The organism is Pseudomonas sp. HY13-MNA-CIBAN-0226, from assembly GCF_040310305.1.
In the GTDB taxonomy this organism is placed as follows: domain Bacteria; phylum Pseudomonadota; class Gammaproteobacteria; order Pseudomonadales; family Pseudomonadaceae; genus Aquipseudomonas; species Aquipseudomonas gregormendelii.
This window is the reverse complement of record NZ_JBEOPS010000016.1, coordinates 42,493-65,933: the sequence shown is the minus strand read 5'-3', so window position 1 is coordinate 65,933 and position 23,441 is coordinate 42,493. Positions and strand designations below refer to the sequence as shown.

Here is a 23,441-nt window from a genome sequence, read left to right as displayed (position 1 = left end):
TGTTTAGTTGGCAAGGGACAGCGTGTGGCTTAGCCATTGAGAAAAGTCGGCCAGTTCTTCACCGATAATCTCGTGGGCCATGTTGTAGAAATGGGTTTCGTGCTTGACGCCGATACGATCCAGCCAGGCATCTGCCTCGTTTGCCCAGTCCACCGGCAGGACGGCGTCCTGGTGGCCGTGGGCGATGAACGCCGTGACTGACTTGAGACGCTCGGTTGAGGCGATCCGAGGCGCAATCTCGCGCAGCATGCGGCCGCTCAATATCGCAAAGCCCACCACCAGTTCGGGTTCAGTGACACCCAGGCTCGCGCTCATGATGCCGCCCTGGCTGAAACCTGCGATGACCGTCGGCAGGGCGGGTAGCGCTTCGATAAAGCGCTGCAACAGCAAGCGACTGGCTTCAGCCTGTTCCTGGTTGAAGGATGGGCCGTTGTTGGTGAAGTTCACTGGGTACCAGGCGAAGCCTTGGGGGCCCACATGCAAGGGCGCGCGCACCAGAATGACCTCCAACTCTTCGGGAAGTGATTCGGCCAGGGAAGCAAGATTGCCTTCGTTCGAACCCACACCATGCAGCAGAATCAAGCGGCCTTTCGGGGTGAAGGTACTGCAGCCTTTGCGGAAAAACAGACCGGTTTGTGGTTCACGGGCTGCGTCGGAAAATGTAGTGTCACGCATGGTCGAGAGTGCCTTGAGTCAGTTGAATAGGTTCGTGTCCATTGGACGGGGCCGAGGTAAACAAGTAACTGTCCATTGCCAGCACGCCGTAGGTCACGCCGCCCTCCAATACCTGTGTCTTGTAGCCTTCCCCGGCCGCGCCCAGGGCGATCAGCAAGGGCAGAAAGTGCTCGTCGGTGGGGTGAGCCCGCTGAGCAGCCGGGGCATAGTGCATGAAGTCCAGCAAATGCCCGGTGTTACCGTCCTGCAGGGTTTGGGCTGTCCACGCGGCAAACGCATCGACGTAGGCAGCGCTCTCGCGGGTTGCGCCGCGGAACTCGTACAAGTTGTGGGTCAGGCTGCCTGACGCGACGATCAGTACATTCATATCCCGCAGTGGCTTCAGCGCGTCGCCCAGCTTCCACGCCTGATGGGTGTCAAGACTGGCCGGCATGGAGACCTGGACCACCGGGATGTCCGCCTCGGGTGCCAGGTACAACAGCGGTACCCACGCGCCATGGTCCAGCCCGCGTTGAGCTTCCAGTCGCGACTGCCAGCCGGCGACCTGCAACAGGTCTACGATGTGCCCAGCCAAGGCTGGAGCGCCCGGTGCGGGATAGGTCAGTTGATACAGTGCGTCGGGAAAACCGCCAAAATCATGGATGGTCGCAGGCGCGGTGCTCGCCGTGACAAGGACTTCGCCGCGCGTCATCCAATGCGGAGAGAGGACGACGATGGCGTCAGGTCGCGGCAGGTCGCGACCGACCTGAGCCAGGCGGGGACCTGCAAGTCCAGGCTCGATGGCGAACATGGGAGCACCATGAGACACAAACAGCAGAGGGAACGGGGTGTTCATGGTGGAATGCTCTAAAGGAGTAACGGGTCAAGGCAGGCAGGACGACGGAAATGCCGCGCTGATGCTTGTTTCGATGGGCTCAGTTTATAGGTTGTGAATTTGAGATAAATAAGGCCACATGTGATAGATAGTTCCACTAAGTGAGACAGTTATGGATAGGGCGTTGGAGATGCAGGTGTTCTGCACGGTGGTCGATAAAGGTACTTTTGTAGGCGCAGCCGACGCCCTCGAAATGTCCAAGGCGGCTATCTCGCGGTATGTAAGTGCCCTTGAGGAGCGGTTGGGGGCTCGGTTGCTGCATCGCACCACGCGCAAGCTCTCGCTGACCGAGGAAGGCCGGCAGTTCTACCATCAGGCGCGAGAGGTGCTGGCCCTGATGGATCAGGCCGAGGAGGCTGTCTCGTCCGCCGCGCCGGAACCAAGCGGTGTACTACGAGTGAATGCGCCGGTCAGTTTCGGCGTTCTGCACCTTGCGCCGCTGTGGGGAGCGTTCATGAACGCCCACCCGAATGTCGAGTTGGATATCAGCCTGAATGATCGTTTGGTGGATCTGGTGGATGAGGGCTTTGATGCGGCCATACGCATTGCGCGCATGGAGAATTCGTCCCTGGTGGGGCGACGGCTGGCTGGCACGCGTATGTGCCTGTGTGCAGCCCCCGATTATCTGGCCAGTCATCCGCCGCTCCGCACTCTGGCGGACCTGGCTGACCATGGCGTCATTGCCTATACCAACTTTGCGACTGGCAATGAATGGTTGTTCGACGGGCCCGATGGTCGCGTCAGCGTGCGCACCCGTTCCAGCGTGCGTTGCAACAATGGCGATACGTGCCGCAGCATCGCCCTGGCGGGTGGCGGCATTGCCCTGCAGCCAAGCTTTATGGTCGGTGAGGATTTACGCAGCGGAGCCCTGGTGGAAATCCTGCCGGAGTACCGCTCCATCGAGTTGGGCATTTACGTGGTTTACCCCACGCGCAAGCACTTGGCGAGCAAGGTGAGGGCGCTGATCAGCTTTCTGACTGAACGTTTCGCACATCCCGAGTGGGAGCGCTAAAGGGTTTAATTGGCACGCATCAGGGCTGCGAAAAGCTGTGCAGGTCAGCGGCGAACTCCAGCGAATTCTTGAATGCCAGGAAGTAGTCGCCCTGTTCAGCCTTCTCATACAGATACAGAGAGTTGAAGCATGGGTTGCTTTAATGCCAACCGGTCAAAAATACCCGCGCATGCCCGGATAATCCGAACATGCGGGGCGGCAGATTAAACGAACTGCAAGACGTCGTTCACGGCTTTACGCGGCTTTTGTGGCCAGTTGGCCGCGCCCGGGTAGCCAACCGTGACCAACATCACCGGCACTTCTTCATCTGACAGGCCAAATTCCTTGGCCACTGCAGCTTGATCGAACCCGATCATCGGCGTCGAAACCAGGCCCTGGCCCTTGGCGGCCAACATCAGGGTCATTGCCGCGAGTGAGCCAGAGCGAATGGCCTCGTCGCGCTGCAATTGAGCATTTTCCTGGTACATGCCTTGAGCCGCACCCACCCACATGTCGTAGATGGACTGGTCAATGATTCCGGCATCCAGGGTCGGCTTCAATGCAGCAGGCAAGGTTACATGTGGGTTAAGGGTGCCGCAGACAATAAACGTCACGGCGGCATCCATGACCTTTTGCTGGCCGAACGCTAATGGCAACAAGCGCGCTTTGGCTTCGGTGCTGCGCACGGCCAGAAACTTCCAGTTTTGCAGGTTGAAAGCGGAGGGGGCGTGGGTCGCCAGATTGACCAGCTCGGCGACCTGGGCGTCCGTCAATGAACGTTCAGTGTCGTAGCTATTGGCGGAGATGCGGGACTTAATAACTTCAGCGATAGCGGACATGGTGACCTCTGTGCGGGATAGGGATGCGCAGGACACGGTTGTCACTCTTGAGCCTGCGCCTCGTTTCAACTCAGCGGCTGAAACCGTCGAACGGGGTCATGTAAACGGCGCCGAACGGGTCCAGGCGCTTGCGGATTTCAGCATCGGGGGTGCCATAGACCACCAGGCTAGTGATGGTGCACAGCTTCAGGAAGCGCTGGCCGAAAGGCGCGAACGTGGTGTCTACGTGGCTCACCACGGCATCGACGTTGTAACGCTCAAGGATGTGAACGGTGCTGTTGTCTTCATTGACGCTGTACTCGTAAACCAGTGTGCCCGGCTCAGCACGAGTTGCAGCGACGATGGTGGCGATCAATGCCTTGAACTCAGTGAACTCTGCGGGTTTGACCGCGAGAGAGAACAGGCAGGAAATATGCGGCTGCATGGTGGTTTTCTCCGGCAGATTTATCACAAATACCTGCACGGCAGCATTGCAGGTGTAGCCGATGCATGCAGTGCAGGTCGGGGGCGTCAGGACTTGGCGGGTGCTTCCCCGAAAAGCTTGCCAGCGCCAGCCCAATCCGAAGCCGCAACGTCCTCGAAGATGACGTAGATGTAATTAGCATCTGTACCGGTGTGTTTAACGATGCTTTCAGTGATGTCGGCGGCAACCGCGGCTTTTTGCGCGTGTTCTTTACCTTCGAACCAGCTCACACGTACGACGGGCATGGTGATGTCCTTTTTGGGCTTTGATGATCGGGAGAGCGGTGCGCGGCGTGCGAACACGATCTGCGCCGTTGCATTGCTGGAGCCCATCTTACTGTCGAGTATGCTGGCGATAAATAGCCTAAAACTATAGTCTGGGTAGATCTAAACTCTACAATTACCGGGCCTCTGCATGGTACCTATCGATTCGTTTCAAGGCGTCATCACGTTCGTCGTGGCGGCGCGCTCGACCAGCTTCACCCAGGCTGGCGAACGCCTCGGCGTGTCAAAATCCGCCGTTGGCAAAGCCATTGCGCGCCTGGAAGAACGCTTGGGCACACAGTTGTTTCATCGCACGACGCGTCGTATCTCCCTGACCGCAGATGGTGAGGCCTATTTTGTGGCGTGCTCTACTGCCCTGGAAGAAATCGGTGCCGCAGAGAGCGGGTTGGGGCCCGGTGGTGGTGAGCCCTCGGGACGCCTGCGAGTCGACATTCCTGTGGCATTCGGGCGTCGGGTCGTGGCCCCATTGCTGTTTGAGATCGCCAACAAGTACCCGGCTTTGCAACTCAGCCTGACGTTCTCCGACCACTTGGTTGATCCGATTGAGGAGGGCATCGATTTGCTGGTCAGGTTCGGAGAACTCCAGGACACCAGCGGCTTGGTGGCTCGGCGATTGACCCGGCAACGCTGGGCCATTTGTGCCGCCCCCGACTATCTGACACGCTTTGGCATTCCGCAGACCCTGGAAGACTTGAGCCAGCACCGTTGCATTGTCGGGCATCGACGCGGCCAGCCGCTGTCGTGGCGGATCATGCAGGCGGGGCAAACCGTACGATACGCACCACCGTCGACCCATCAGATTGGCGACGGGGAAGCCATGATTCTCGCGGCGGTCGCCGGCACCGGTTTGTGCCAGATGCCACGCAGCCTGTTCCAGGATGATATCCAGGCGGGCAGGCTGGTGGAGGTTCTGCAAGGTTATGAACCCGAAGCTGTCGATGTGCATGCCGTATGGCCGAAGGTGTCGCATCTGCGGCCGAAGGTCAGGTATGTGGTCGATGAACTGGTCAGGCTGTGTGCGCATTGGCAGTGATTCAGGCTGACAGGTGCAGCAGGTCTCAATTGAAAGTCTTCCGGGTCACGGAAATCACCAGCGCAACACTAGCGACAACGACGACCACCCAGAAATACTCCATGCTCGCGACCAGAGCACTGGCTAGCTAATTATCAGGATCATCGCCAATAGAGGGCAGCCGCCAACCGTAGTGAAGTGACGCCATGCGCAGCGTGGTACATCCCGCGGCGGTCAGCCACGAGGTCACCACCGAATTGGCGCCGCTGTAGCTGAACAAAACCTCTACAGCTGCGCCTGCCAACGCGGCTGACGCGTAGATTTCCCGCTGCAGGATGCCTGGCACGCGTGACAGCAAAACATCCCTGAGTACGCCGCCACCGACAGCGCTGATCATCCCCAGAACTATCGCGACCTCGGCGCCGGCCTGCACGGCCAGCGCCTTTTTCGCGCCTGCCACCGCAAACAGTCCAAGGCCAATGGAGTCGAACAGCTGCACCGGTGATTTCATTCGACACACCATCGGGTAAGCACACACCACCCACGCTGCAGCGAACAGCGACACCATCAGATAGCGCCAACTCGACAGCCCGGCCGGCGGCAATGTGCCCAGGCACAGGTCCCGAAGAATCCCGCCACCGCATGCAACGATGAACGTGATGGTAGCAATGCCGAACAGGTCCAATCGCTGCTGGCGAGCGGCAACTGCACCGCTTACACCAAATGCAAACGTGCCGAGCAGATCGATGACGGTGTAAATAAGGTGGGTGTCCATGACTGTGCTATTCGGCGTTCCCGAACCAGGCGAATGCTGCACAAAGCATCGTTTCGAGCCCGGTACGCATTGTCGGGTGCAGTAAAGGCGCGAAGTGGGGCGAGTGATTGCTCGGGATGCTGTTTATTTTCCCCTCGGCCTTGGCCTGTTCGTACACTTGCGGGTCTGTACAACCTACAAACCAGAACACGTAGGGCACCTTCCATGCGCGGCCGAACACACTGAAATCCTCACTCGCGGCGGCCGGTGCCGTTTCATAGGCTCTGTCGCCAAACCAGGCGCCAAATGCACCAGCCAAACGGGCAGAGGCGCGCTCATCATTAACCGTCAACGGGTAGCGGTTGATGGTGGTGATCTCGGGATCGCGTGGTGCGTTGGATGCGGAGCATTCAGCGCAGCAGATGCGTTTGATGGCGCCCAGCATGTGCTTGCGCACGCCCTCGTCGTAGGTGCGCATGTTGAGTTTCAGCGTCGCATTGTCCGGGATGATGTTTTCCTTGGTGCCAGCCTGTAACGAACCAACCGTAAGGACTGCCTGATCCAGCGGGGAAATCTCCCTCGACACAATGGTCTGCAGGCGCAGCACCGTCGATGCCGCCATGATCACCGGATCTACTGACGTTTGTGGCTGTGAGCCATGAGCCCCACGGCCGAACATCTTGATTTTCAGGCTGTCACCTGCCGAAAGGATGGTGCCGCTGCGGTGACCCACCGTACCGGCTGGCCCCACCATTACATGCTGCCCCAGAATGATGTCTGGCTTGGGAAAGCGATCGAGCATGCCGTCGTCGATCATGTTCTGCGCGCCCACACCCACTTCTTCACCCGGTTGGAAAACAGCCAGGAGAGTACCCCGCCACGTGCTGCGGTTTTCGGACAATACCCGAGCAACCCCCATCAACCAGGTGACATGCATGTCATGCCCACAGGAGTGGCAGACAGAAACCTCAACGCCGTCTTCGTCACGGGTGACTACGTCGCTGGCATAGGGCAGGCCTGTCGCTTCGGCCATCGGCAACGCGTCCATGTCGGCGCGCAGCATCACCACCGGGCCGTCACCGTTGCGCAGCACGCCGACAACACCGGTGACACCGATTTCGCGTGTCACCTCGTATCCGTAGCGCACCAGGTATTCGGCGGCGATTTCTGCGGTGCGATACTCATACATCGACAGTTCAGGATGACGGTGCAAGTCCTTGTAGACCTCTTCCAGCTCAGGTAACAAGGCATCAAGATCGGGAATCAACTTTTCTAGGGACGACATGGGGTACTCCTTTATGTAAAAGAGGGCGCAAAAAGTGGGAGAGAGACGGTGTCAGGAAGGCGGAAGCAGACTTTCCATCAGCTTTGAAAGCAGGCCATCAAGTGCCACGCGTTCCTTGGGCGAGAGCGCGCAAACCAGTTGGTCTTCCAGTTGAGAACCGACGACAGAGGACTCGTCAGCGATCCGCGAGCCCTCGGCGGTTGTGCGCAAACCAACGCTGCGGCGGTCGACAGGGTGAGGGGCGCGCGAGATGAGCTCACGCGACTCCAGCTGCGCCAACGTCTTGGAGAGCAGTGTTTTTTCGAGAAAGGCGCGTGATGAAACTTCTTTTGGAGTGATGTCCGGGCAGGCCTGAATCAGACGCAAAACCCGCAATCCGCGGACATCCAGATCCCAGTGCTGACGGTACACGGCGTTCGCGTGCTCCATCAGCAGGGCACTGGTCATATCCAGCTTGAAATTCAGAAAGTCGGAATACATGGCAGGCTCCAGTCGAATGGCTGAAGTATAGCTATATAGTTGAAACATTCAACTATATTCTGATGACTGGTCGCTCTCTGTGTTGAGCCCTGGAGCCGTGAACCCCCGTTGCCGGACAAGCTTGAATCCGTCCGGCACATTGCTGCGTGACCCGTTCAGAGCGCAGCTTTCACCTGCAAACCGAACACCAGCGCATTGTCGATGTCCTGCCCGGAAAACGCGCCTGGTTCGATGATGTATTGCACATTCGGGCGCAGCGTCAGCCAGGGAGTGGCCTGGTAGCCGTAGCCAAGCTCGATCAATTGTTCGGCACTGTCCAGATTCGGAAACGATGCGCCATTGGCGAGCGCGGCGTCCTGCTGCACATCCCGGCTGCGTGGATTGGGCACCGCCCGGCCATAGCCCAGGGCGACGGTGTCACGCGGGCGATTTTCGAACGGTTTGTAAAGAACCACGCCGGTGCCGTACCACTTGCTGAAAGGTGAAGCCGCTTCGCTGGCCGCCGAGTATTGGCCGAAGGCGTGCAGACTGCGGCCCTCGGACGATTGCGAACGCCACACGGCCTGATCAACCAGCAGGTAATGACCGCCGCGGCCGGACACTTGTTTATCGCTGCCGATGCGTTTCACATCGGAACTGTCGTAGTAGTAGCCAACCTTGTACTCGCCGGGCAACTCACCCGCATGCTTGTACACCAGTTCGATCGGCACCACGGTGCCGGTCGTATGTTTCGGGCCCGGATGCCAGGCACGGCTGGAATTACCGTTGCTTTCAGGATCGACATTGAAGGCCGCCATGCGCAGCTGCCAGGCCGACGACAGGTCGTACTTCACGCGCACGCCCAAGTGGGCGTTGGGGTAGTTGGTCCAGCCACTCCCGCCGGACATGTTCAGCGGATGGCCGCAGAAACCGGCGTTCATGAAGTTGCAGAGAATGCCACTGTCCAGGCCCCCGAGGTCGTTGCCCATGGCCATGTAGCCCAGTTTCACGTTGAGCGCCGGGGTGAACAGGCTGCGCTCGTAACTCAGTTCGGTCAGGCGAGTGTAGAGACCGCCGTAGTTTTCCTGGATGGGCAGACGGTTGCCGACCAGATCCTCGGAGGCGCTATTGCCGCGTCGGTCGTTGATGGTCAGTTGAATCTTGCCGGCGTTATCCACGCCATACAGTTTGCTCAGGTCGAACTGCGCGCCGAGCTTGATGTTCTGCGAGTAACGGGCCGAACGGTGCAGGCCGCCATCGGCGTTGTAGGCGGTTTCGCCGCTGTAATCGCCGGTGAATTTGATGCCGTCCTGATCCATTTGTTGGCGCAGACCACCCCAATCACCGGTCAGGGTATTGCGGGTCAGAAGGTTAGAATCGGTGTCGGCGAAGGCGGGCAGGGTGGCGCTGCAGGTCAGGCCCAGCAGCAAGCCGTTGAGCCAGCCTGCATGGGAAAAGCGAACAGCCAAAAACATGGGAGACTTCCTGGTGCAATCTTGAATGATTTCGTAAAGCGGCGCGGCACCCGCAGGCGCCGCGCACAGAGAGATTGCCCGCCAGCGAGGCGGGCACAGCGGCTTACGGCAAGGCGTAAGCCATCACGTAGTCGCCGCGATCGGTCGACTGGCGCGCACCACCGGCGGTGATGACGATGTACTGCTTGCCGGTCTTAGGGGAAACGTAGGTCATCGGGCCGCCCTGACTGCCGACTGGCAGGCGGGCTTTCCACACCTCTTCACCGTTGGCGCTGTTGAAGGCGCGCAGGTAGAAGTCCTGGGTGCCGGCAATGAAGATCAAGCCACCTTGAGTCGACAGGGTGCCGCCCAGGGTTGGCAGACCGATCTTGATCGGCAGGTGCATGCGAATACCCAGGGGACCGGTGTCTTCTACGGTGCCGACCGGAACCTGCCAGGCAACTTTCTGCGTCTTCATGTCGATGGCGGTCAGCGTGCCGAACGGCGGAGCCTGACAAGGAATACCGGCAACCGACAGGAAGCGGTTTTTGTTCACGGCATATGGCGTGCCCTTGAGCGGCACGGCGCCCATCCCAGTGTTCAACGATTCGCCACCGGAAGCGGCTTGGGCCTTGTTCTGCGACGGGATCATCTGAATCCACAGGCCCAGGCGCATGTCGTTGACGAAGATGAAGCCGTGCACAGGGTCGGTGGAGATGCTGCCCCAGTTCATGCCACCCAGCGAACCTGGGAAACTCAGCGATTTGTCGGTACCTGGCGCGGTGTACAGCCCGTCATAACGCATCGATTTGAAATCGATTCGGCACAATAGCTGGTCGTACGGCGTCGCACCCCACATGTCGGATTCGGTCAGGTGCTGAGCACCAATCTGCGGCATGCCCACCGATTTCGGCTGGGTTGGCGAGTAGGGTTCGTCAGGGATGTTTGCCGCCTTGACCGGTACTTCTTCAACGTCGGTCAACGGCTTGCCGGTGGCGCGATCAAGCACGTAGATCTGCCCGGCCTTGGTGCCGATGACCAGCGCCGGTACGGTTTTGCCGTCCTTGGTGAAGTCGATCAGGCTCGGCTGCATCGGCAGGTCGAAATCCCAGAGGTCGTTGTGAACGGTCTGGTAGACCCAGCGTTCTTCACCGCTGGTGGCGTCCAGCGCCAGGATCGAGGCGCCGTAGGTGTGATCGAGCTTGCTACGCTCCACGCCATAGATATCGGTGGAGGAACTGCCCATCGGCAGGAATACGGTATTGGTTGCCGCGTCGTAAGACATTGGCGCCCAACTGTTCGGGGTGCTGCGCACATAGGTACTGCCGTCTGCCGGTGCCTGTTTATCCTGCGGATTGCCCGGGTCGAAGGCCCAACGCATGGCGCCGGTCATCACGTCGAAACCACGGATCACGCCACCGGGCATGTCGGTTTGCACGTTGTCGGCCACGCGACCGCCAACCACCACGGTGGTGCCGGCCATCAACGGGGCCGAGGACAGCTGATAGTAGCTGTCCGGCACATCACCCAGGCCTGCCTTCAGATCGACCTGACCGTTGTTGCCGAAACCCTGGCAGAACTCACCGGTGTCGGCATCGACCGCGATCAGGCGGGAATCAATGGTGTTGGTCAGCAAACGCCGCTGGCAATTGGCTGCCGGGGCAGGTGTGGCTTCGATGATGCTTGAGTTGCCTGGTTGAGCAATTGCCTTGGTGGCATCGAAATACGCCATGCCACGGCAACGCTGCCAGACTTTTGACTGCGCGTTGATCGGGTTTTTCCAGAGTTCCTTGCCGGTATCGGCGTCCAGCGCGATCAGGTTGTTGTGCGGGGTGCAGATGAACACCTTGTTGCCTATCTGCAGCGGGGTGAGCTGGTCTTCAGCGCCGTTGCCATCACTTTGGGCGACGTCACCGGTGTGATAAGTCCACGCCACTTTCAGCTTGTCGACGTTGGTGCGATTGATTTGATCCAGTGCGGCGAAGCGGCTGCCACCTTCGGTATTGCCGTAGTGGGCCCAGTCCTTTTGCGCTTTATCCGGCTCGACCGGCGTCAGTCCCGGGCCTGTGCCGGTAGCGACCACTGTCGGATGTGCAACGAACATATTGCCGGCGGCCACCGCCAGTCCGACTGCCAGTACCGCAGCGATGCCATAAGCGCCACGGCCCGGAATGCCACCGTTTGCCCGCTTGAGCAGCGGATACACCAAGGTCACGGCCAAACCGATCGCGCTGAACATGAACAGGCGCGAAAACACCGGCCAGAACACCAGGCCCGCGTCGCTGATGGCCCAGATGGCGGTACCCGCCAAAAATGCAGCAAACAGCCAGGCACCCGCCAGTTTGAAACGAGCGATCAGCAGACCGGAAGTGGCCATCACCAGCCCACCCACCAGGAAGTACCAGGAACCTCCAAGGCTGACCAGTTTCACGCCGCCTGCCGCCAGTGCCAAGCCGAGCAGGGCGATGATCACTCCCAGCCCGACCAGAATGAATTTTGATATGCCCGAGAGGCGTTGACTCTGCTTCACGTTGAGTATCCCGCTGAAATGATGTGAGCATTATATGGATAGGTAACTATCTAGTTAAACCATAATTTCAGGGAAAGCGCATTTCGTTGCGCTGCCGCGCCCGATCAAAGACGGGCGCGAAGCAGAGATTTTGCAAAGGTTGCTGAAACGTCCGCGAAAGTCTGAATTTTGTCAGGCCACAGACGAATATCGACAGGTTTAGACCACTGCGTACTGGTGCGAATTTCAGACTCTGACGTTAACCATCGACAATTAACCGACGTATGGCGGGTGGCACGTCGGCGCATTCAGTTGTTGCACTCACGTCGCACCACTGCATCATGGCTGCACAATCCATTGTCGAATTTGTGCCAGTGTTGCCGTCGCACCCCCGCAAGCAACAATCAGCACCTTCCTGTACGGCGCCAAGGAGTGGTGATTGTAGGCTAGGGACAGCGCAGCGCCGCAGGCAGGCTCGACGAGTACGCGATGATCAAACAGAAATCGCTCGCAGGCATCCAGGGCTGCCTGATCGGTCACTACGACGCTGTCGATTTGATGAGTGTTGGTGTATTGGAAGGCCTGATCGCAAATTCGCTTTGCTCCCAACGATGTCGCAATCGATTCGATCCGCTCTAACTCAACCGGTTTACCAGCAACCACTGCAGCATGGAACGACGCGGCTCCTTCAGTTTCAACGGCGATGACCGGAACGTCATGCCAGCCGTTTCGCTGCAAGCCTTCAACAATGCCGCACAGCAGGCCGCCACCACCGACTGAAAGGACTATCACATCAGGTTTCTGGCCAGCTTGCGCCACTTCATCAATCAGAGAGGCATGTCCAGACCATAGCAGCGGATCATTGAAGGGGTGAATGAATGCTTTTTCTGGTGACATCAGCGTCAACGCCAGCTCATTCGCTTCTTGCCACGAGTCTCCGTGGACGATGACCTCCGCTCCTTCCAGGTTCAGCAATTCCTTCGCACGCTCACTCGTCGTTTTGGGAACCACCACTGTTACGGGTATACCTAGTTGGCGTCCCGCGTAAGCGACTGCAAGACCAGCGTTACCTCCGGAAGAGGACACAAAATGCGTGGCCCCATGACGGTGGTGCGTTTCGCAAGCGTGGCCGACGCCACGGATCTTGAAAGATCCGCACGGCTGTAAAGCATCCATCTTCAGCCAAACGGAACGCTCTGCAACAGCGCTGAGTGGTCGGGATTCGATGAGGGGAGTATTGATATGCAGAGGCATGGTCACAATTCCAGTATACGAGGAAGGTTGGTGGTTGAAGCTGTCGTCTCAGCCGCGGTTCGGGGCCAATGCTTGGACTTCGATTTCTCGAATATCCTAAAGGTTGAATCTGATCCGCGCCCCCTGGAAAAAGTTTGGCAGCCTGCGCTGCAACCGCGCTTGAAAAAGCTGGGACCCATTAACCGATCTGGCGAAGCTGTTACCTGGATTTTCAGGCAAAAAAAAGCTGCCTGGAGTGGCAGCGGAAAAACAGCAGGCGTTGAACAGCCTGAGTATTACTGCTGGAAAGTGACAAAGCGATGACGTTTTTTGACATTGCAGCGATGGCTAAACACAGTTCAACCTCACGCCTGCCAGCCAGGCCTGTCTTAATAGACCTGAGGCACAATGAGCTCCGATGGCGTCGGGTTGCGGGAGTAGTCCTCCTGCCGCACGCGTTGAGGCAGTTCGATCACAGGTAGCTCCACTTCCTCATAGGGCATTTGCCCAAGCAGATGATGGATGCAGTTGAGTCGGGCTTTTTTCTTGTCGTCGGCTTGCACCACCCACCACGGTGCTTCGGCGATGTGGGTGCGTTCGAGCATGATTTCCTTGGCCTTGGTGTAGTCTTCCCAGCGCCGCCGGGACTCCAGATCCATGGGGCTGAGTTTCCACTGCTTGAGCGGGTCATGAATGCGACTGAGAAAACGCAAATTCTGTTCCTGGTCGGAAATGGAGAACCAGTATTTGATCAACTGAATGCCGGAGCGTGCGAGCATCCGCTCAAACTCTGGCACTGTGCGGAAAAACTCTTCGTACTGATCGTCATTGCAAAACCCCATGACCTTTTCGACCCCGGCGCGGTTGTACCAACTACGGTCGAACAGCACAATTTCACCTGCTGCCGGCAAGTGCGAGACGTAACGCTGGAAGTACCATTGAGTACGTTCGCGGTCGTTGGGTGCAGGCAGGGCAGCGACGCGGCATACCCGAGGATTGAGTCGCTGGGTGATGCGCTTGATGACACCACCTTTGCCAGCAGCATCGCGTCCTTCGAACAGGATCACCACTTTGTGGCCGGTCTTGACCACCCAGCTTTGCAATTTCACCAGTTCGCCCTGCAAGCGGAACAGTTCGCTGAAGTAAATCCTGCGGGCGGCTTTTTCGCTGCTTTCGCCGACGTGCTCATTAAACAGCGCGTTCAGGTCATGGCCGTCTTCGGATAATTCCAGTTCCAGCTCTTCATCGCTGTGATCCAGCAATTCACGGTGGATGCGCTGCATCAAGGCGTCTTCTACAGAGGACATGGGCGGAACTCGCGTGGTGGGGGATGGCAAAGTCTTAGTCGCATTTTGTTACTGACAAATGACACCAGAAGGCGTGATTGCGACAGGAGAGGGGGACAAACGGGCGTTTTGCCACTGCACTTTCATAAAACCGTAACAAGTTTGTTGCAGAGTTGCCGAGCCCGAAATCACAAGGATTTTCCTGAATGAAACGTCTGATGAAGTCTGCTGCACTCGCCGTTGCGGTTTCTCTCAGTGCCACGTCGGTGTTTGCTGCCGAGAGCGTCCGCCTGACTGGTTCCGGTGCGAGTTTCCCTGCCCCGATCTACCTCACCTGGTTCAAGGATTTCAGCAAGAAAACCGAAGGCGTCACGGTTGACTACCAGTCCAAGGGGAGCGGTGCGGGTGTACAGGACTTCCTGAACAAGACCGTCGACTTCGCCGCCAGCGACTCGGCGATGAAAGGCGAAGACATCGCCAAGGTTGCCGAAGGCGTGCAATTGCTGCCGATGACGGCCGGTGAAATTGTTCTGGCGTTCAACCTGCCGGGCAATCCTAAAGAGCTCAAGCTGCCTCGCGATGTTTACTCCAACATCTTCCTGGGCAAGATCACCAAGTGGAACGATCCGAAGATCGCCGCCGCCAACCCGGGCCTGAAACTGCCTGACATGCCGATCACCGTAGTGGTGCGTGCAGACTCCAGCGGTACCACGGCTGTATTCACCAAGCACTTGGCAGCGATCAACGCTGAGTTCCAGAAAGACTTGGGCGAAGGCAACACCGTCAACTGGCCTGCCAGCGACAAATTCATCAAATCGCCGAAAAACGATGGCGTGACCGCCACAGTTCGCCAAACCCCGGGCGCGATTGGCTACATTGAGTACGGCTTCGCCAAACTGGCCAAGGTTGACTTTGCCCAACTGCAGAACAAGGCCGGCAAGTACGTGGTTCCAAACGCCGAAAGCGGCGCCGAAGCCCTGGCTGCGGTGAAAATGCCGGAAAGCCTGGTGGCCTGGTTGCCGGATCCGGATGGCGCGAATTCCTACCCGATCACTTCCTACACCTGGATGATCTTCCGCAAGGACAACGGCAACCCGGCTAAAGCCAAGGCCATGCGCGAGATGGTTGAGTACAGCCTGACTGAAGGTCAGAAGATCGCCGATTCGATGGGCTACATCCCATTGCCTCAGTCGGTTGTCGATCAAGTTCGCAAAGCTTCCGCCAACATCCAGTAAGGCTCGCCAGGTCGCTCTCGGCATGGGTTGTCAGCCATGCCGGGAGCGTTCCCCCCTTGTTCCGGAATTAGCCAATGAACACACCTTTTGTCGTACCGGTTAACCCGGGTTCCGCCTGTCAGCCGCCCTCTACGAAGGATTTCCTGGTTGATCGCACCTTCCGTGCGCTTGCGCGAATAGGGGTGGTTCTGATTCTGGCGTTGGTCTTCGCCTTGGTGTTCGAGGTGGGACGCAAGGCCCTTCCAGGCATGGAGAAGCACGGTTTTGACGTCATCTTCGGCAGCGTCTGGGACGTTAACCAAGGCAAGTACGGCATTCTGCCGGCCATTTGGGGCACGCTCTACAGCGCCCTGATCGCGTTGCTGATCGCAGGCGTTTTCGGCGTCAGCATGGCGATTTTCCTCACTCAGGATTTCCTGCCGGCGAAATTGGCGGCCGTGTTTCGCACTATCGTCGAGTTACTCGCGGCCATCCCCAGCGTCGTTTATGGCTTGTGGGGGATTTACGTGGTGATACCGGCGATCCGCCCTCTTACGGCGTGGTTGAACAGCGAACTGGGTTGGATTCCTTTTTTCGGCACGTCCTTGAGTGGGCCGGGGCTGCTGCCTGCGGCGTTGGTACTGGCCATCATGATTCTGCCGACCATCGCTGCGGTTTCGCAGGACGCCCTCACCGGCGTACCGATGAAAACCAAACAGGCCGCCTACGGCATGGGGACCACCCATTGGGAAGCAATTCTTAAAGTGATGGTGCCCTCCGCGGCGACCGGTATTTTCGGCTCCCTGGTCCTCGGCCTGGGTCGTGCGCTGGGTGAAACCATGGCGCTCGCCATGCTGGTGGGCAACGCGAACAATATTTCGCTTTCTCTGTTTGCTCCAGCTAATACCCTGGCAGCCTTGTTGGCGCTGAACTTCCCCGAAGCCGGGCCCAACGAGATTGAGGTGTTGATGTATGCCGCTCTGGTGCTGATGTTCATCACGCTGCTGGTGAACGTCCTCGGTTCCATGATCATGCTCTACGCCCAGCGGGGTAACAAATGATGACTGACCTCACGTCCGCTATAACCGCAGTCCCCAGCCTGCAGCGCAAGTTCGAAGGCCGCGCCCTGCGCAGCCTGGTGTTGACCACGCTGGTTTGGACCGGTGCGTTGCTGGCCAGCGTCCCGCTGATTTCCGTGCTTTATATGCTGATCATGCGGGGCGGGGCACGCCTGAGCCTGGAAGTCTTCACCGAATTGCCGCCCACCGGTTTCGAGACGGGCGGTGGCTTCGGTAACGCGATGGCAGGCACCTTCGTGATGGTCGGTATTGCGGCCGCCATCGCGGTTCCGGTCGGCATCATGGCCGCCATTTTCCTGGCTGAACTCGGGCCCGATAGCAAGCTGGCAAATGCCGCGCGCTTTGCCGCCAAGATGCTCACGGGGCTGCCTTCCATCCTGGCCGGGGTGTTTGCCTACGCCCTGGTGGTGATGACCACCGGTACCTACTCGGCGCCGGCAGGTGGCGTGGCACTGGCGGTACTGATGCTGCCCATTGTCGTGCTGACGGCTGAAGAGTCGATGAGGATGGTGCCCAAGATCATGAAGGATGCCGCCTACGGCATGGGCTGCACCCGCTCGCAAGTGATCTGGAAAATAATCTTGCCGACCGGCATGCCGGCAATCCTCACAGGCGTGATGCTGGCCGTGGCACGCGCTGCGGGCGAAACCGCGCCGTTGTTGTTTACCGCGCTGTTCAGCAACTACTGGATCTACCACGACGGCAGCCTGGCGGTGATGAATCCGACGGCATCGCTTGCCGTGCTGATTTACAACTTCTCCGGCATGCCCTTCGACAACCAGTTGGAGCTCGCATGGGCAGCCTCGCTGGTGCTGGTGATGATCGTGCTGGTCGTGAATATTTTCAGCCGCATTTTCGGCAAGCCCAAGTACTGAGAACGGGAGCATCTGAATTTTGAACGTATCAACTGCGCAAATAGCCGCTCCGTTTGTTACCCAGACACCGGTGGTCATGGACTGCAAGCTCGACAAGATTTTCTACGGCAATTTCATGGCGGTACGTGACAGCCATGTGCCAATTGAGAAAAACAAGATCACCGGCTTCATCGGTCCTTCCGGCTGCGGTAAAAGCACCGTGCTGCGTAGCCTCAACCGGATGAACGACCTGGTGAAAGGGTTCCGCTTTGAGGGCCATGTGCATTTTCTCGGGCAGGACGTTTATGGCAAGGGTGTTGATCCAGTGGTCGTGCGCCGCTATATCGGCATGGTGTTTCAGCAGCCGAATCCGTTCTCCATGAGCATCTTCGACAACGTTGCCTTCGGCCTGCGCCTGAATCGCTATAAAGGTGATCTGGGCGACCGTGTCAAGCATGCGCTGCAGGGCGCCGCGTTGTGGGATGAGGTCAAGGACAAGCTCAAGGTCAGCGGCCTGTCACTCTCTGGCGGTCAGCAGCAACGGCTGTGCATCGCCCGCGCCATTGCCACCGAGCCGGAAGTGCTGTTGCTGGATGAGCCCTGTTCAGCGCTTGATCCGATCGCCACTCGCCGTGTTGAAGAGTTGATGGTCGAGTTGAAGAAGGACTACACCATCGCCCTGGTGACCCACAACATGCAGCAGGCCATACGCGTGGCTGATACGACTGCCTTTTTCTCGGTGGATATTTCCCAGGGAACGCGCACCGGCTACCTGGTTGAAATGGGCCCGACCGCCCAGATTTTCGGCAGCCCGCGCGAACAAATGACCGAGGATTACATCAGCGGCAAATTCAGCTAGGCAGCACACATCCGATCAAGGCCGCATGCTTCTCCAGCGCCGAGAAAGCGCTTTTGGCTGGTATCCGGTCGTTTTACTTTCTTACCTACCGTTTCGCAGGATCGCCAATGTCTGCAATGCGTCGTCTTGATTTACCCGCGATTGAACGCGCATTACGTAAGGTGCAGGGCCGTTTTTCCGAGCTCAGCCGGCACTTTACCGAGCCGCGTGATCCCTTGACCGACGAGGTGTTGCAGAATGTGCTCGAAGGCTATGCGCTGATCGATGACTATGTCGCACGTGGCGTGGACCTGTTCGACCTGCAGCAACTGAACCTGATGCTGGAGATCAATGCCACCGTTTTGTGCGGCCGAAACCCGGCGCGCCGGCATGAATACGCTCAGCACCTTGCGGCGACCGAGGAACACTTCTTCAACAATGTTGAGGGGGGGATAAAGGATTTGTACAACTGGTATTGCGCCTATCGCAGTGAGTCCGTGTGGAAGCGCGCGGCCGGTGTGTATGTCCGAATCCTCAGCAAGCCGCAATTGTTCATTGAAGGTAACAACCGCAGCGGGTCGCTTATCGTCAGCTATTTGCTCATGCGTGCAGGTTTGCCGCCGTTCGTGCTGACGCTGGAAAACGCCGAGGGCTACTTCAACCCGTCATCGGTCATACGCAACTCTGCCAAGCATGGAGTCAAGGCGTTGTACGAATTGCCCAAGATCAAGAAAAAATATGCAGCCTTCCTGGAAGAACAGGCGCCTGATCCAATGAAATTTTTTCTTAAAGACAAGCCCTTGCCCCTCTACCAGGAGGGTCACTGATGAGCTGGAATCCAATGCTAGCTACTAAATGCCGAGCTTCCGGCAGCCGGGTATGGCAAGCCATCCGGTGTGCCATCCCGTTGCAGTTATTCAGGCGTCAGCGCATACGAATTTCGTTCGATATCGATGACACCCTGGCCTGCCAACTTCACCATTGCTCGGTCGAGGCCAGCCGGCTGCCTGCCTGTGTTCATCGTTGGCTGGGTGAACCGTTGCGTATCGGAACACGCTCCCTGACCCAGGAATTACGTCGCCAGGGCTGCAGTATCTGGGTCTACACCTCGTCCGGTCGTACTCCGTCCTACATCAGGCGTTGGCTATTGCTGTACGGCATCCGCGTCGACGGCGTGGTCAACAGTGTGCTGCATAGTCGCGCTCTGACAGCGCATGGCCTGTCCAATGCCCCCTCGAAATTTCCGCCGGCATTCGATATCGACTTGCATGTCGATGATTCCGAGGGCGTGCGGATTGAAGGGCATGATCACGGTTTTCGCGTTGTTGTCGTGCATCCGCAGGATGAGAGCTGGGCGCAGAAAGTCCTGGATGCTGTCGCTGTAGTCCAGGCGCAGCTCGCTAGGCAGCAACCGCTCAGGCATAAGGAACCAGCGCAACAACCCTCGCAAGTTTATTCCTCCTGACGTCGAAACGTCTGAGTTATCTGGATCATTCACAGCAGCATCTCGGGTGGGGCAGTAGGGCGTGTGTCAACACTCCTGCCATAGACCTTGCCGTCCAATAGATCGTAAAGGTGGGATGGCTGGACGCTTACAACCAAGCAACAGGGGCTGTCCATTCACGGGCCTGCTTGGCCATTGAGCTGAGTTGATCCCGGTTTGCCCTATTCGGCCTCTGGTTACATGAGCCCTGGTGGGTAATTGTAAGACTCCCCTATACATGGCACTCGGCCTGCCCAATCATTTACATCAGATTCGATGAGCACACTTCGCGTACACAGGGGCAGAGAACGGCCGGTTTCAGCCCTTCGCGACGGGCAGTAGTCGACCAGTAGTACTACCATTTGCGACAACATCATCTCGCGATTTGAAAAATTAGGCGCTTGGCAATTGATAATAGTGAATGAATAAGCTCCTAAAGAACGCACTAACGCACATGTACGTCTAATATCCACAGACACACATCGGAATTTCTTGAGCCATGTCTAGGTTATTCTCAGATGAAAACGTCTCTCACGATTTTTATCGCGCTTTTGCTGCAGGCGCCGATTTACGCTTGGTCGCAGCTCTCTAGCAGCGCAATTCCAGACTTTACAGCGACTGTGCTGACAGGCGAAAAAGTCAGTTCCGCCCAGTTGATCGGCCAGCCGACGATACTGATCGTTACGCCAAGCACAGATGCTGCAACGGACACCCGCCTATGGGCCGAGGCGCTGCGTAAAAATGTTGACCAGAGTGAGGTGCGCATTATTGACGTGCTTGCGATCGACCTTCCGTTTTTCATGAGCGAGGAAGATGCCATTGGCCGGGCGAAAGAGAAAATCCCGGCGCGCTATCAGGACCAAACCTGGATTTTGAGTAAGTCAAACCTCGAGACCGCTTTGAACATCCCGAGCAGTAGCGCCAAAGCATTCGTATTTGTTTTGAATACTCAAGGGAACATTCTTGCCCGCGTCAAGGGCAAGCCGAACAATGCCAAGCTCATGGAAATAAAACAGGCTCTTCGCTCGATGAAGTAGGAAGAACTTTGTTGGATGCAGCATCACTCATTTAAGGTTGGCGAATTGGAGAAATACCTTGAAAACGTTGCTGCTGAAGTATTGGTATCGTCTTCGGTCGAGTTTCTGGTTTGTACCAACAACCATGGCATGCTTGGCCGTAGCTTTGGCTTTCTCCTGCGTCGCGCTCGACAAAACCGTTACTGACGATTGGTTGCAGCTAGTTGGCTGGAGCTATTCGGGTGGGGCGGAGGGTGCAGGTCTAGTGCTGAGTACCGTTGCGGGGTCGATGATCGCCATTGCCGGGACTGTGTTCTCGATGACATTGGTGGCGCTGTCGCTTGCATCGTCCCAGTTGGGCCCGCGTTTGATGCGCAACTTCATGCGCGACACCGCTAACCAAGTGGTGCTTGGCACCTTTGTTGCGACGTTTGTGTACTGTCTGCTCGTCCTGCGAACCATCCGTCGTGCCGACGAGGTGGCATTCGTACCTCATCTCTCCGTCAGCATTGGTGTGCTGCTGGCGATTATCAGTGTTGGAGTGCTGATCTATTTTATCCACCACATATCGGTCTCGATCCAGGCAGATCAAGTCGTTGCGCGAGTCGGTCGCGAACTCGACGGCGGGATCGACAGTTTGTTTCCCGACGACTTTGGAAGTCCCGGTTCTGAAGCCTCAAACCCCGTAATCGAAGCTAACCTGCCAGCAGTGTTCGCTGGCGACGCTGCTGTGGTGAGCGCCCTTGATGACGGCTATCTCCAACTGATCGATGATGACGTCCTGATGGCGTTGGCCATCAAGGAAGATCTATTAATTCGGCTTGAGCGCCGGCCTGGGCATTACCTCATTAAAAGCAGGGCGATGCTAATGGTCTGGCCTGCTGAGCATGTTACTGAAACCTTGGCGGCCAAACTGCAAGCCGCCTTTGTACTGGGTAACCAGCGAACTGCTGCACAGGATGTGGAGTTCTCCTTCCAGCAGTTGGTCGAGATTGCTTTGAGAGCGCTGTCCCCGGGCATCAATGACCCATTCACGGCTGTCGCCTGCGTGGATCGACTGGGATCGGCCCTCTGTCGATTAGCCCGACGGGACATCCCGTCCCCCCTACGATTCGACAGCGAAGGGCGACTGCGGGTGATCGCGCCAGGATCCACGTTTACAGGCATCGTGGACACTGCGTTCAACCAGATCAGGCAAAGCGGGCGGTCGAACCCGGCGGTAGCTATTCGCATGCTCGATGCCATCGCCCAGATTGCTGACCATGTGCATTGTTCGCAAGACGCGGACTGTCTCCAGCGTCACGTCAACATGATCGTCAAAGGGGCGCGAGAAGCAGTGCCGGATCCGGACGACGTGAGCGCCGTGGAGACGCGCTATACAGCCACAACACTCAGGTTGCGTGAGGTTCGGTGCTGAGAAAACGATGCGTCTTGTCTTCAGATAGATCAAATGTGTTTCGAGTATATATTTCATACCTGAGATGTCAGACCATCGGTTCAAATTGCGAGCGATTCCAACCAATTTAGTGGAGCGCAAAAAAAATTCTGTTTTATTGGGCTGAAGATTCGATCAGCGTTCTGCTACATCGCAGGGAATCACCTTTTTTACCAATTTACCTACGGATATTCCCTGGACCAGAATCGAAAAAGCCACAACCTGGTACGTCAGGGCCACCACAACATCGCGAGCTTCGCCTCGCGGCAGCGACAATGCCAGTGCCACTGATATTCCGCCGCGCAGCCCTCCCCAAGTCATTACACTCCAGGCGCCTTTGGGAAGCCTGAAGCGTTGACCTAAGACTGCAATCGGAGCTCCGACCGTCAGCAATCGAGACAGTAGAGTCAACGCTATGACCATCATGCCCGTAGCGAGCAGTGGACTGGAAAACTGAATCAGAACCACCTCCAAGCCGATTAGCACAAACAACACAGCGTTCAGAATTTCGTCGATCAACTCCCAGAACATGTCGAGATTTTTTTCGGTCTGTTCGGACATCGCGTGGGATCGCCCTTGATTACCTATGATCAATCCCATTACCACCATCGCCAGCGGTCCGGAAACATGCAGGTGCGTCGCCAAGGCATAACCGCCGAGCACAGCAGCCAATGTAATAAGGACTTCTTCCTGATAGCTGTCGATACTCTTGAGCATGCGATAGGTGATGTACCCGAAGACGGCGCCTAAAAGAATGCCTCCCCCCGCTTCCGTCAATAAGAGTTGCGATGCGTTGCTGATCGACGGTACGTCCCCGCTTGCGATGATCGCCAGAATTAGCGAAAACAGTACGACGCTGACGCCGTCATTGAATAATGACTCTCCCGAAATTACCAATTCAACACTATTTGGTGCGCCGGCTGACTTTAGAATGCCCATCACGGCAATTGGATCGGTGGGCGAAATCAATGCCCCAAAGACCAGGCAGTAGGAAAGCGGCAACTCCAGGCTGGTCAGGAATAACAATCCCCAGAGCCCGAAGCCAATGAGCAGTGTCGATAGAGTGGTCCCGATCACTGCTAAGGATGCAATCTGCCATTTGTAGGCACGCAGCTCAGACAAGTCGATGTGCAGCGCACCAGCAAATAGCAGCAGCGACAACATGCCTTGCATTAGCAGCTCGGAAAAATCGATGGACTCAACTAGCGATTTCTCCAAAGTGTGTAACGCGTGGAAACCCAGCGAGTCCGATGCCATGTTTAACAATGACAGACTCAAGGCAATAGCCATTACCCCGATGGCGGAGGGTAGACCGACATAGCGGCGATTGAGATAGGCGAGCACTGCGGTGATACAGAAGAAAGCCGCAATAGTGTCCAGCATGGTCGGATGTCTCCATTAAGG

24 protein-coding genes are annotated in these 23,441 nt (G+C 57.4%); 11 read left to right on the top strand and 13 right to left on the bottom strand.

Going from position 1 to position 23,441, the window contains the following annotated elements; all coding sequences use genetic code 11:
- Positions 1 to 3: 3 nt before the first annotated feature.
- Together AAEZ05_RS18280 and AAEZ05_RS18275 are read right to left on the bottom strand one after the other, a co-directional pair.
- Positions 4 to 675, bottom strand: a complete 672-nt coding sequence (locus tag AAEZ05_RS18280; protein WP_045058452.1) for an alpha/beta hydrolase — start codon at positions 673 to 675, stop codon at positions 4 to 6.
- Positions 668 to 1,510: a DODA-type extradiol aromatic ring-opening family dioxygenase gene (locus tag AAEZ05_RS18275; protein ID WP_350648359.1), complete on the bottom strand. Its 843-nt coding sequence runs from the start codon at positions 1,508 to 1,510 to the stop codon at positions 668 to 670. The genes AAEZ05_RS18280 and AAEZ05_RS18275 overlap by 8 nt, the downstream gene beginning before the upstream one ends.
- A 151-nt stretch (positions 1,511 to 1,661) precedes the next feature.
- On the opposite strand from AAEZ05_RS18275, the gene AAEZ05_RS18270 reads away from it, so the two are divergent.
- Positions 1,662 to 2,561, top strand: a complete 900-nt coding sequence (locus AAEZ05_RS18270) for a LysR family transcriptional regulator (protein ID WP_045058450.1) — start codon at positions 1,662 to 1,664, stop codon at positions 2,559 to 2,561.
- A gap of 203 nt (positions 2,562 to 2,764) precedes the next feature.
- On the opposite strand, the gene AAEZ05_RS18265 is transcribed toward AAEZ05_RS18270, so the two are convergent.
- The 3 genes from AAEZ05_RS18265 to AAEZ05_RS18255 all read right to left on the bottom strand — a co-directional run bounded on the left by AAEZ05_RS18265 (position 2,765) and on the right by AAEZ05_RS18255 (position 4,087).
- Positions 2,765 to 3,379, bottom strand: a complete 615-nt coding sequence (locus AAEZ05_RS18265) for a nitroreductase family protein (RefSeq protein WP_045058449.1) — start codon at positions 3,377 to 3,379, stop codon at positions 2,765 to 2,767.
- Positions 3,380 to 3,449: 70 nt separating this feature from the next.
- Complete coding sequence (locus AAEZ05_RS18260) at positions 3,450 to 3,803, bottom strand: putative quinol monooxygenase (protein WP_350648356.1); 354 nt, start codon at positions 3,801 to 3,803, stop codon at positions 3,450 to 3,452.
- Positions 3,804 to 3,889: 86 nt separating this feature from the next.
- Positions 3,890 to 4,087 carry a tautomerase family protein gene (locus tag AAEZ05_RS18255; RefSeq protein ID WP_045058447.1) on the bottom strand — a complete coding sequence of 66 codons (198 nt, stop codon included), beginning with the start codon at positions 4,085 to 4,087 and terminating at the stop codon, positions 3,890 to 3,892.
- A 169-nt stretch (positions 4,088 to 4,256) separates the two neighbouring features.
- On the opposite strand from AAEZ05_RS18255, the gene AAEZ05_RS18250 reads away from it, so the two are divergent.
- Complete coding sequence (locus tag AAEZ05_RS18250; RefSeq protein WP_045058446.1) at positions 4,257 to 5,159, top strand: LysR family transcriptional regulator; 903 nt, start codon at positions 4,257 to 4,259, stop codon at positions 5,157 to 5,159.
- A 127-nt stretch (positions 5,160 to 5,286) separates the two neighbouring features.
- Here AAEZ05_RS18250 and AAEZ05_RS18245 read toward each other — a convergent pair whose 3' ends face one another.
- The 6 genes from AAEZ05_RS18245 to AAEZ05_RS18220 all read right to left on the bottom strand — a co-directional run bounded on the left by AAEZ05_RS18245 (position 5,287) and on the right by AAEZ05_RS18220 (position 12,853).
- Complete coding sequence (locus AAEZ05_RS18245; protein WP_350648354.1) at positions 5,287 to 5,913, bottom strand: trimeric intracellular cation channel family protein; 627 nt, start codon at positions 5,911 to 5,913, stop codon at positions 5,287 to 5,289.
- Positions 5,914 to 5,920: 7 nt separating this feature from the next.
- A complete protein-coding gene (locus AAEZ05_RS18240; protein WP_350601018.1) occupies positions 5,921 to 7,177 on the bottom strand; it encodes a M20 family metallopeptidase in 1,257 nt (418 codons plus the stop codon).
- A gap of 51 nt (positions 7,178 to 7,228) precedes the next feature.
- Positions 7,229 to 7,657: a MarR family winged helix-turn-helix transcriptional regulator gene (locus tag AAEZ05_RS18235; RefSeq protein ID WP_045058443.1), complete on the bottom strand. Its 429-nt coding sequence runs from the start codon at positions 7,655 to 7,657 to the stop codon at positions 7,229 to 7,231.
- A gap of 155 nt (positions 7,658 to 7,812) precedes the next feature.
- The gene (locus AAEZ05_RS18230) at positions 7,813 to 9,111 is read right to left on the bottom strand and encodes a carbohydrate porin (protein ID WP_350648352.1); all 1,299 of its coding nucleotides are present in this window, start codon (positions 9,109 to 9,111) and stop codon (positions 7,813 to 7,815) included.
- A gap of 103 nt (positions 9,112 to 9,214) precedes the next feature.
- On the bottom strand, positions 9,215 to 11,620 hold the full coding sequence (locus AAEZ05_RS18225; protein WP_350648350.1) for a glucose/quinate/shikimate family membrane-bound PQQ-dependent dehydrogenase: 2,406 nt from the start codon (positions 11,618 to 11,620) through the stop codon (positions 9,215 to 9,217).
- A gap of 318 nt (positions 11,621 to 11,938) precedes the next feature.
- Positions 11,939 to 12,853 carry a serine/threonine dehydratase family protein gene (locus AAEZ05_RS18220; RefSeq protein ID WP_350648348.1) on the bottom strand — a complete coding sequence of 305 codons (915 nt, stop codon included), beginning with the start codon at positions 12,851 to 12,853 and terminating at the stop codon, positions 11,939 to 11,941.
- 72 nt (positions 12,854 to 12,925) lie between these two features.
- Between AAEZ05_RS18220 and AAEZ05_RS18215 the strand changes: the two genes are divergently transcribed.
- Positions 12,926 to 13,156 carry a hypothetical protein gene (locus tag AAEZ05_RS18215; RefSeq protein WP_350648346.1) on the top strand — a complete coding sequence of 77 codons (231 nt, stop codon included), beginning with the start codon at positions 12,926 to 12,928 and terminating at the stop codon, positions 13,154 to 13,156.
- A gap of 65 nt (positions 13,157 to 13,221) precedes the next feature.
- Here AAEZ05_RS18215 and ppk2 read toward each other — a convergent pair whose 3' ends face one another.
- Positions 13,222 to 14,139: a polyphosphate kinase 2 gene (gene ppk2 / locus AAEZ05_RS18210; RefSeq protein ID WP_350648344.1), complete on the bottom strand. Its 918-nt coding sequence runs from the start codon at positions 14,137 to 14,139 to the stop codon at positions 13,222 to 13,224.
- 185 nt (positions 14,140 to 14,324) lie between these two features.
- Here ppk2 and pstS point away from each other — a divergent pair, with 185 nt between their 5' ends.
- The 8 genes from pstS to AAEZ05_RS18170 all read left to right on the top strand — a co-directional run bounded on the left by pstS (position 14,325) and on the right by AAEZ05_RS18170 (position 22,019).
- Positions 14,325 to 15,353 carry a phosphate ABC transporter substrate-binding protein PstS gene (gene pstS / locus AAEZ05_RS18205; protein ID WP_045058438.1) on the top strand — a complete coding sequence of 343 codons (1,029 nt, stop codon included), beginning with the start codon at positions 14,325 to 14,327 and terminating at the stop codon, positions 15,351 to 15,353.
- 74 nt (positions 15,354 to 15,427) lie between these two features.
- Positions 15,428 to 16,393, top strand: a complete 966-nt coding sequence (gene pstC / locus AAEZ05_RS18200; RefSeq protein ID WP_045058437.1) for a phosphate ABC transporter permease subunit PstC — start codon at positions 15,428 to 15,430, stop codon at positions 16,391 to 16,393.
- Complete coding sequence (gene pstA / locus AAEZ05_RS18195) at positions 16,393 to 17,286, top strand: phosphate ABC transporter permease PstA (protein WP_045058661.1); 894 nt, start codon at positions 16,393 to 16,395, stop codon at positions 17,284 to 17,286. The genes pstC and pstA overlap by 1 nt, the downstream gene beginning before the upstream one ends.
- A 76-nt stretch (positions 17,287 to 17,362) precedes the next feature.
- Positions 17,363 to 18,124: a phosphate ABC transporter ATP-binding protein PstB gene (pstB, locus tag AAEZ05_RS18190; protein ID WP_218171024.1), complete on the top strand. Its 762-nt coding sequence runs from the start codon at positions 17,363 to 17,365 to the stop codon at positions 18,122 to 18,124.
- 107 nt (positions 18,125 to 18,231) lie between these two features.
- Entirely contained in the window at positions 18,232 to 18,930 is a 699-nt protein-coding gene (locus AAEZ05_RS18185) for a hypothetical protein (RefSeq protein WP_045058435.1), read from the top strand.
- Positions 18,930 to 19,568: a hypothetical protein gene (locus AAEZ05_RS18180; protein WP_502947778.1), complete on the top strand. Its 639-nt coding sequence runs from the start codon at positions 18,930 to 18,932 to the stop codon at positions 19,566 to 19,568. Before AAEZ05_RS18185 ends, AAEZ05_RS18180 begins: the two co-directional genes overlap by 1 nt.
- Before the next feature lie 536 nt (positions 19,569 to 20,104).
- Positions 20,105 to 20,623 carry a peroxiredoxin family protein gene (locus AAEZ05_RS18175; RefSeq protein ID WP_052672969.1) on the top strand — a complete coding sequence of 173 codons (519 nt, stop codon included), beginning with the start codon at positions 20,105 to 20,107 and terminating at the stop codon, positions 20,621 to 20,623.
- Between the two features lie 58 nt (positions 20,624 to 20,681).
- The gene (locus tag AAEZ05_RS18170) at positions 20,682 to 22,019 is read left to right on the top strand and encodes a DUF2254 domain-containing protein (protein WP_045058433.1); all 1,338 of its coding nucleotides are present in this window, start codon (positions 20,682 to 20,684) and stop codon (positions 22,017 to 22,019) included.
- Positions 22,020 to 22,172: 153 nt separating this feature from the next.
- Here AAEZ05_RS18170 and AAEZ05_RS18165 read toward each other — a convergent pair whose 3' ends face one another.
- Positions 22,173 to 23,420: a cation:proton antiporter gene (locus AAEZ05_RS18165; protein WP_045058432.1), complete on the bottom strand. Its 1,248-nt coding sequence runs from the start codon at positions 23,418 to 23,420 to the stop codon at positions 22,173 to 22,175.
- Positions 23,421 to 23,441 lie beyond the last annotated feature (21 nt).

Bases quoted from the DNA above. Each gene is read 5' to 3' on its own strand.
- AAEZ05_RS18220 (WP_350648348.1), bottom strand. From the start codon at position 12,853: ATGCCTCTGCATATCAATACTCCCCTCATCGAATCCCGACCACTCAGC.
- AAEZ05_RS18275 (WP_350648359.1), bottom strand. From the start codon at position 1,510: ATGAACACCCCGTTCCCTCTGCTGTTTGTGTCTCATGGTGCTCCCATG.
- AAEZ05_RS18240 (WP_350601018.1), bottom strand. From the start codon at position 7,177: ATGTCGTCCCTAGAAAAGTTGATTCCCGATCTTGATGCCTTGTTACCT.
- pstB (WP_218171024.1), top strand. From the start codon at position 17,363: ATGGACTGCAAGCTCGACAAGATTTTCTACGGCAATTTCATGGCGGTA.
- AAEZ05_RS18265 (WP_045058449.1), bottom strand. From the start codon at position 3,379: ATGTCCGCTATCGCTGAAGTTATTAAGTCCCGCATCTCCGCCAATAGC.
- ppk2 (WP_350648344.1), bottom strand. From the start codon at position 14,139: ATGTCCTCTGTAGAAGACGCCTTGATGCAGCGCATCCACCGTGAATTG.
- pstS (WP_045058438.1), top strand. From the start codon at position 14,325: ATGAAACGTCTGATGAAGTCTGCTGCACTCGCCGTTGCGGTTTCTCTC.
- AAEZ05_RS18230 (WP_350648352.1), bottom strand. From the start codon at position 9,111: ATGTTTTTGGCTGTTCGCTTTTCCCATGCAGGCTGGCTCAACGGCTTG.
- AAEZ05_RS18180 (WP_502947778.1), top strand. From the start codon at position 18,930: ATGAGCTGGAATCCAATGCTAGCTACTAAATGCCGAGCTTCCGGCAGC.
- AAEZ05_RS18280 (WP_045058452.1), bottom strand. From the start codon at position 675: ATGCGTGACACTACATTTTCCGACGCAGCCCGTGAACCACAAACCGGT.
- AAEZ05_RS18185 (WP_045058435.1), top strand. From the start codon at position 18,232: ATGTCTGCAATGCGTCGTCTTGATTTACCCGCGATTGAACGCGCATTA.
- AAEZ05_RS18270 (WP_045058450.1), top strand. From the start codon at position 1,662: ATGGATAGGGCGTTGGAGATGCAGGTGTTCTGCACGGTGGTCGATAAA.
- AAEZ05_RS18260 (WP_350648356.1), bottom strand. From the start codon at position 3,803: ATGCAGCCGCATATTTCCTGCCTGTTCTCTCTCGCGGTCAAACCCGCA.
- pstA (WP_045058661.1), top strand. From the start codon at position 16,393: ATGACTGACCTCACGTCCGCTATAACCGCAGTCCCCAGCCTGCAGCGC.
- AAEZ05_RS18250 (WP_045058446.1), top strand. From the start codon at position 4,257: ATGGTACCTATCGATTCGTTTCAAGGCGTCATCACGTTCGTCGTGGCG.
- AAEZ05_RS18235 (WP_045058443.1), bottom strand. From the start codon at position 7,657: ATGTATTCCGACTTTCTGAATTTCAAGCTGGATATGACCAGTGCCCTG.
- AAEZ05_RS18175 (WP_052672969.1), top strand. From the start codon at position 20,105: ATGAAAACGTCTCTCACGATTTTTATCGCGCTTTTGCTGCAGGCGCCG.
- AAEZ05_RS18255 (WP_045058447.1), bottom strand. From the start codon at position 4,087: ATGCCCGTCGTACGTGTGAGCTGGTTCGAAGGTAAAGAACACGCGCAA.
- AAEZ05_RS18165 (WP_045058432.1), bottom strand. From the start codon at position 23,420: ATGCTGGACACTATTGCGGCTTTCTTCTGTATCACCGCAGTGCTCGCC.
- AAEZ05_RS18245 (WP_350648354.1), bottom strand. From the start codon at position 5,913: ATGGACACCCACCTTATTTACACCGTCATCGATCTGCTCGGCACGTTT.
- pstC (WP_045058437.1), top strand. From the start codon at position 15,428: ATGAACACACCTTTTGTCGTACCGGTTAACCCGGGTTCCGCCTGTCAG.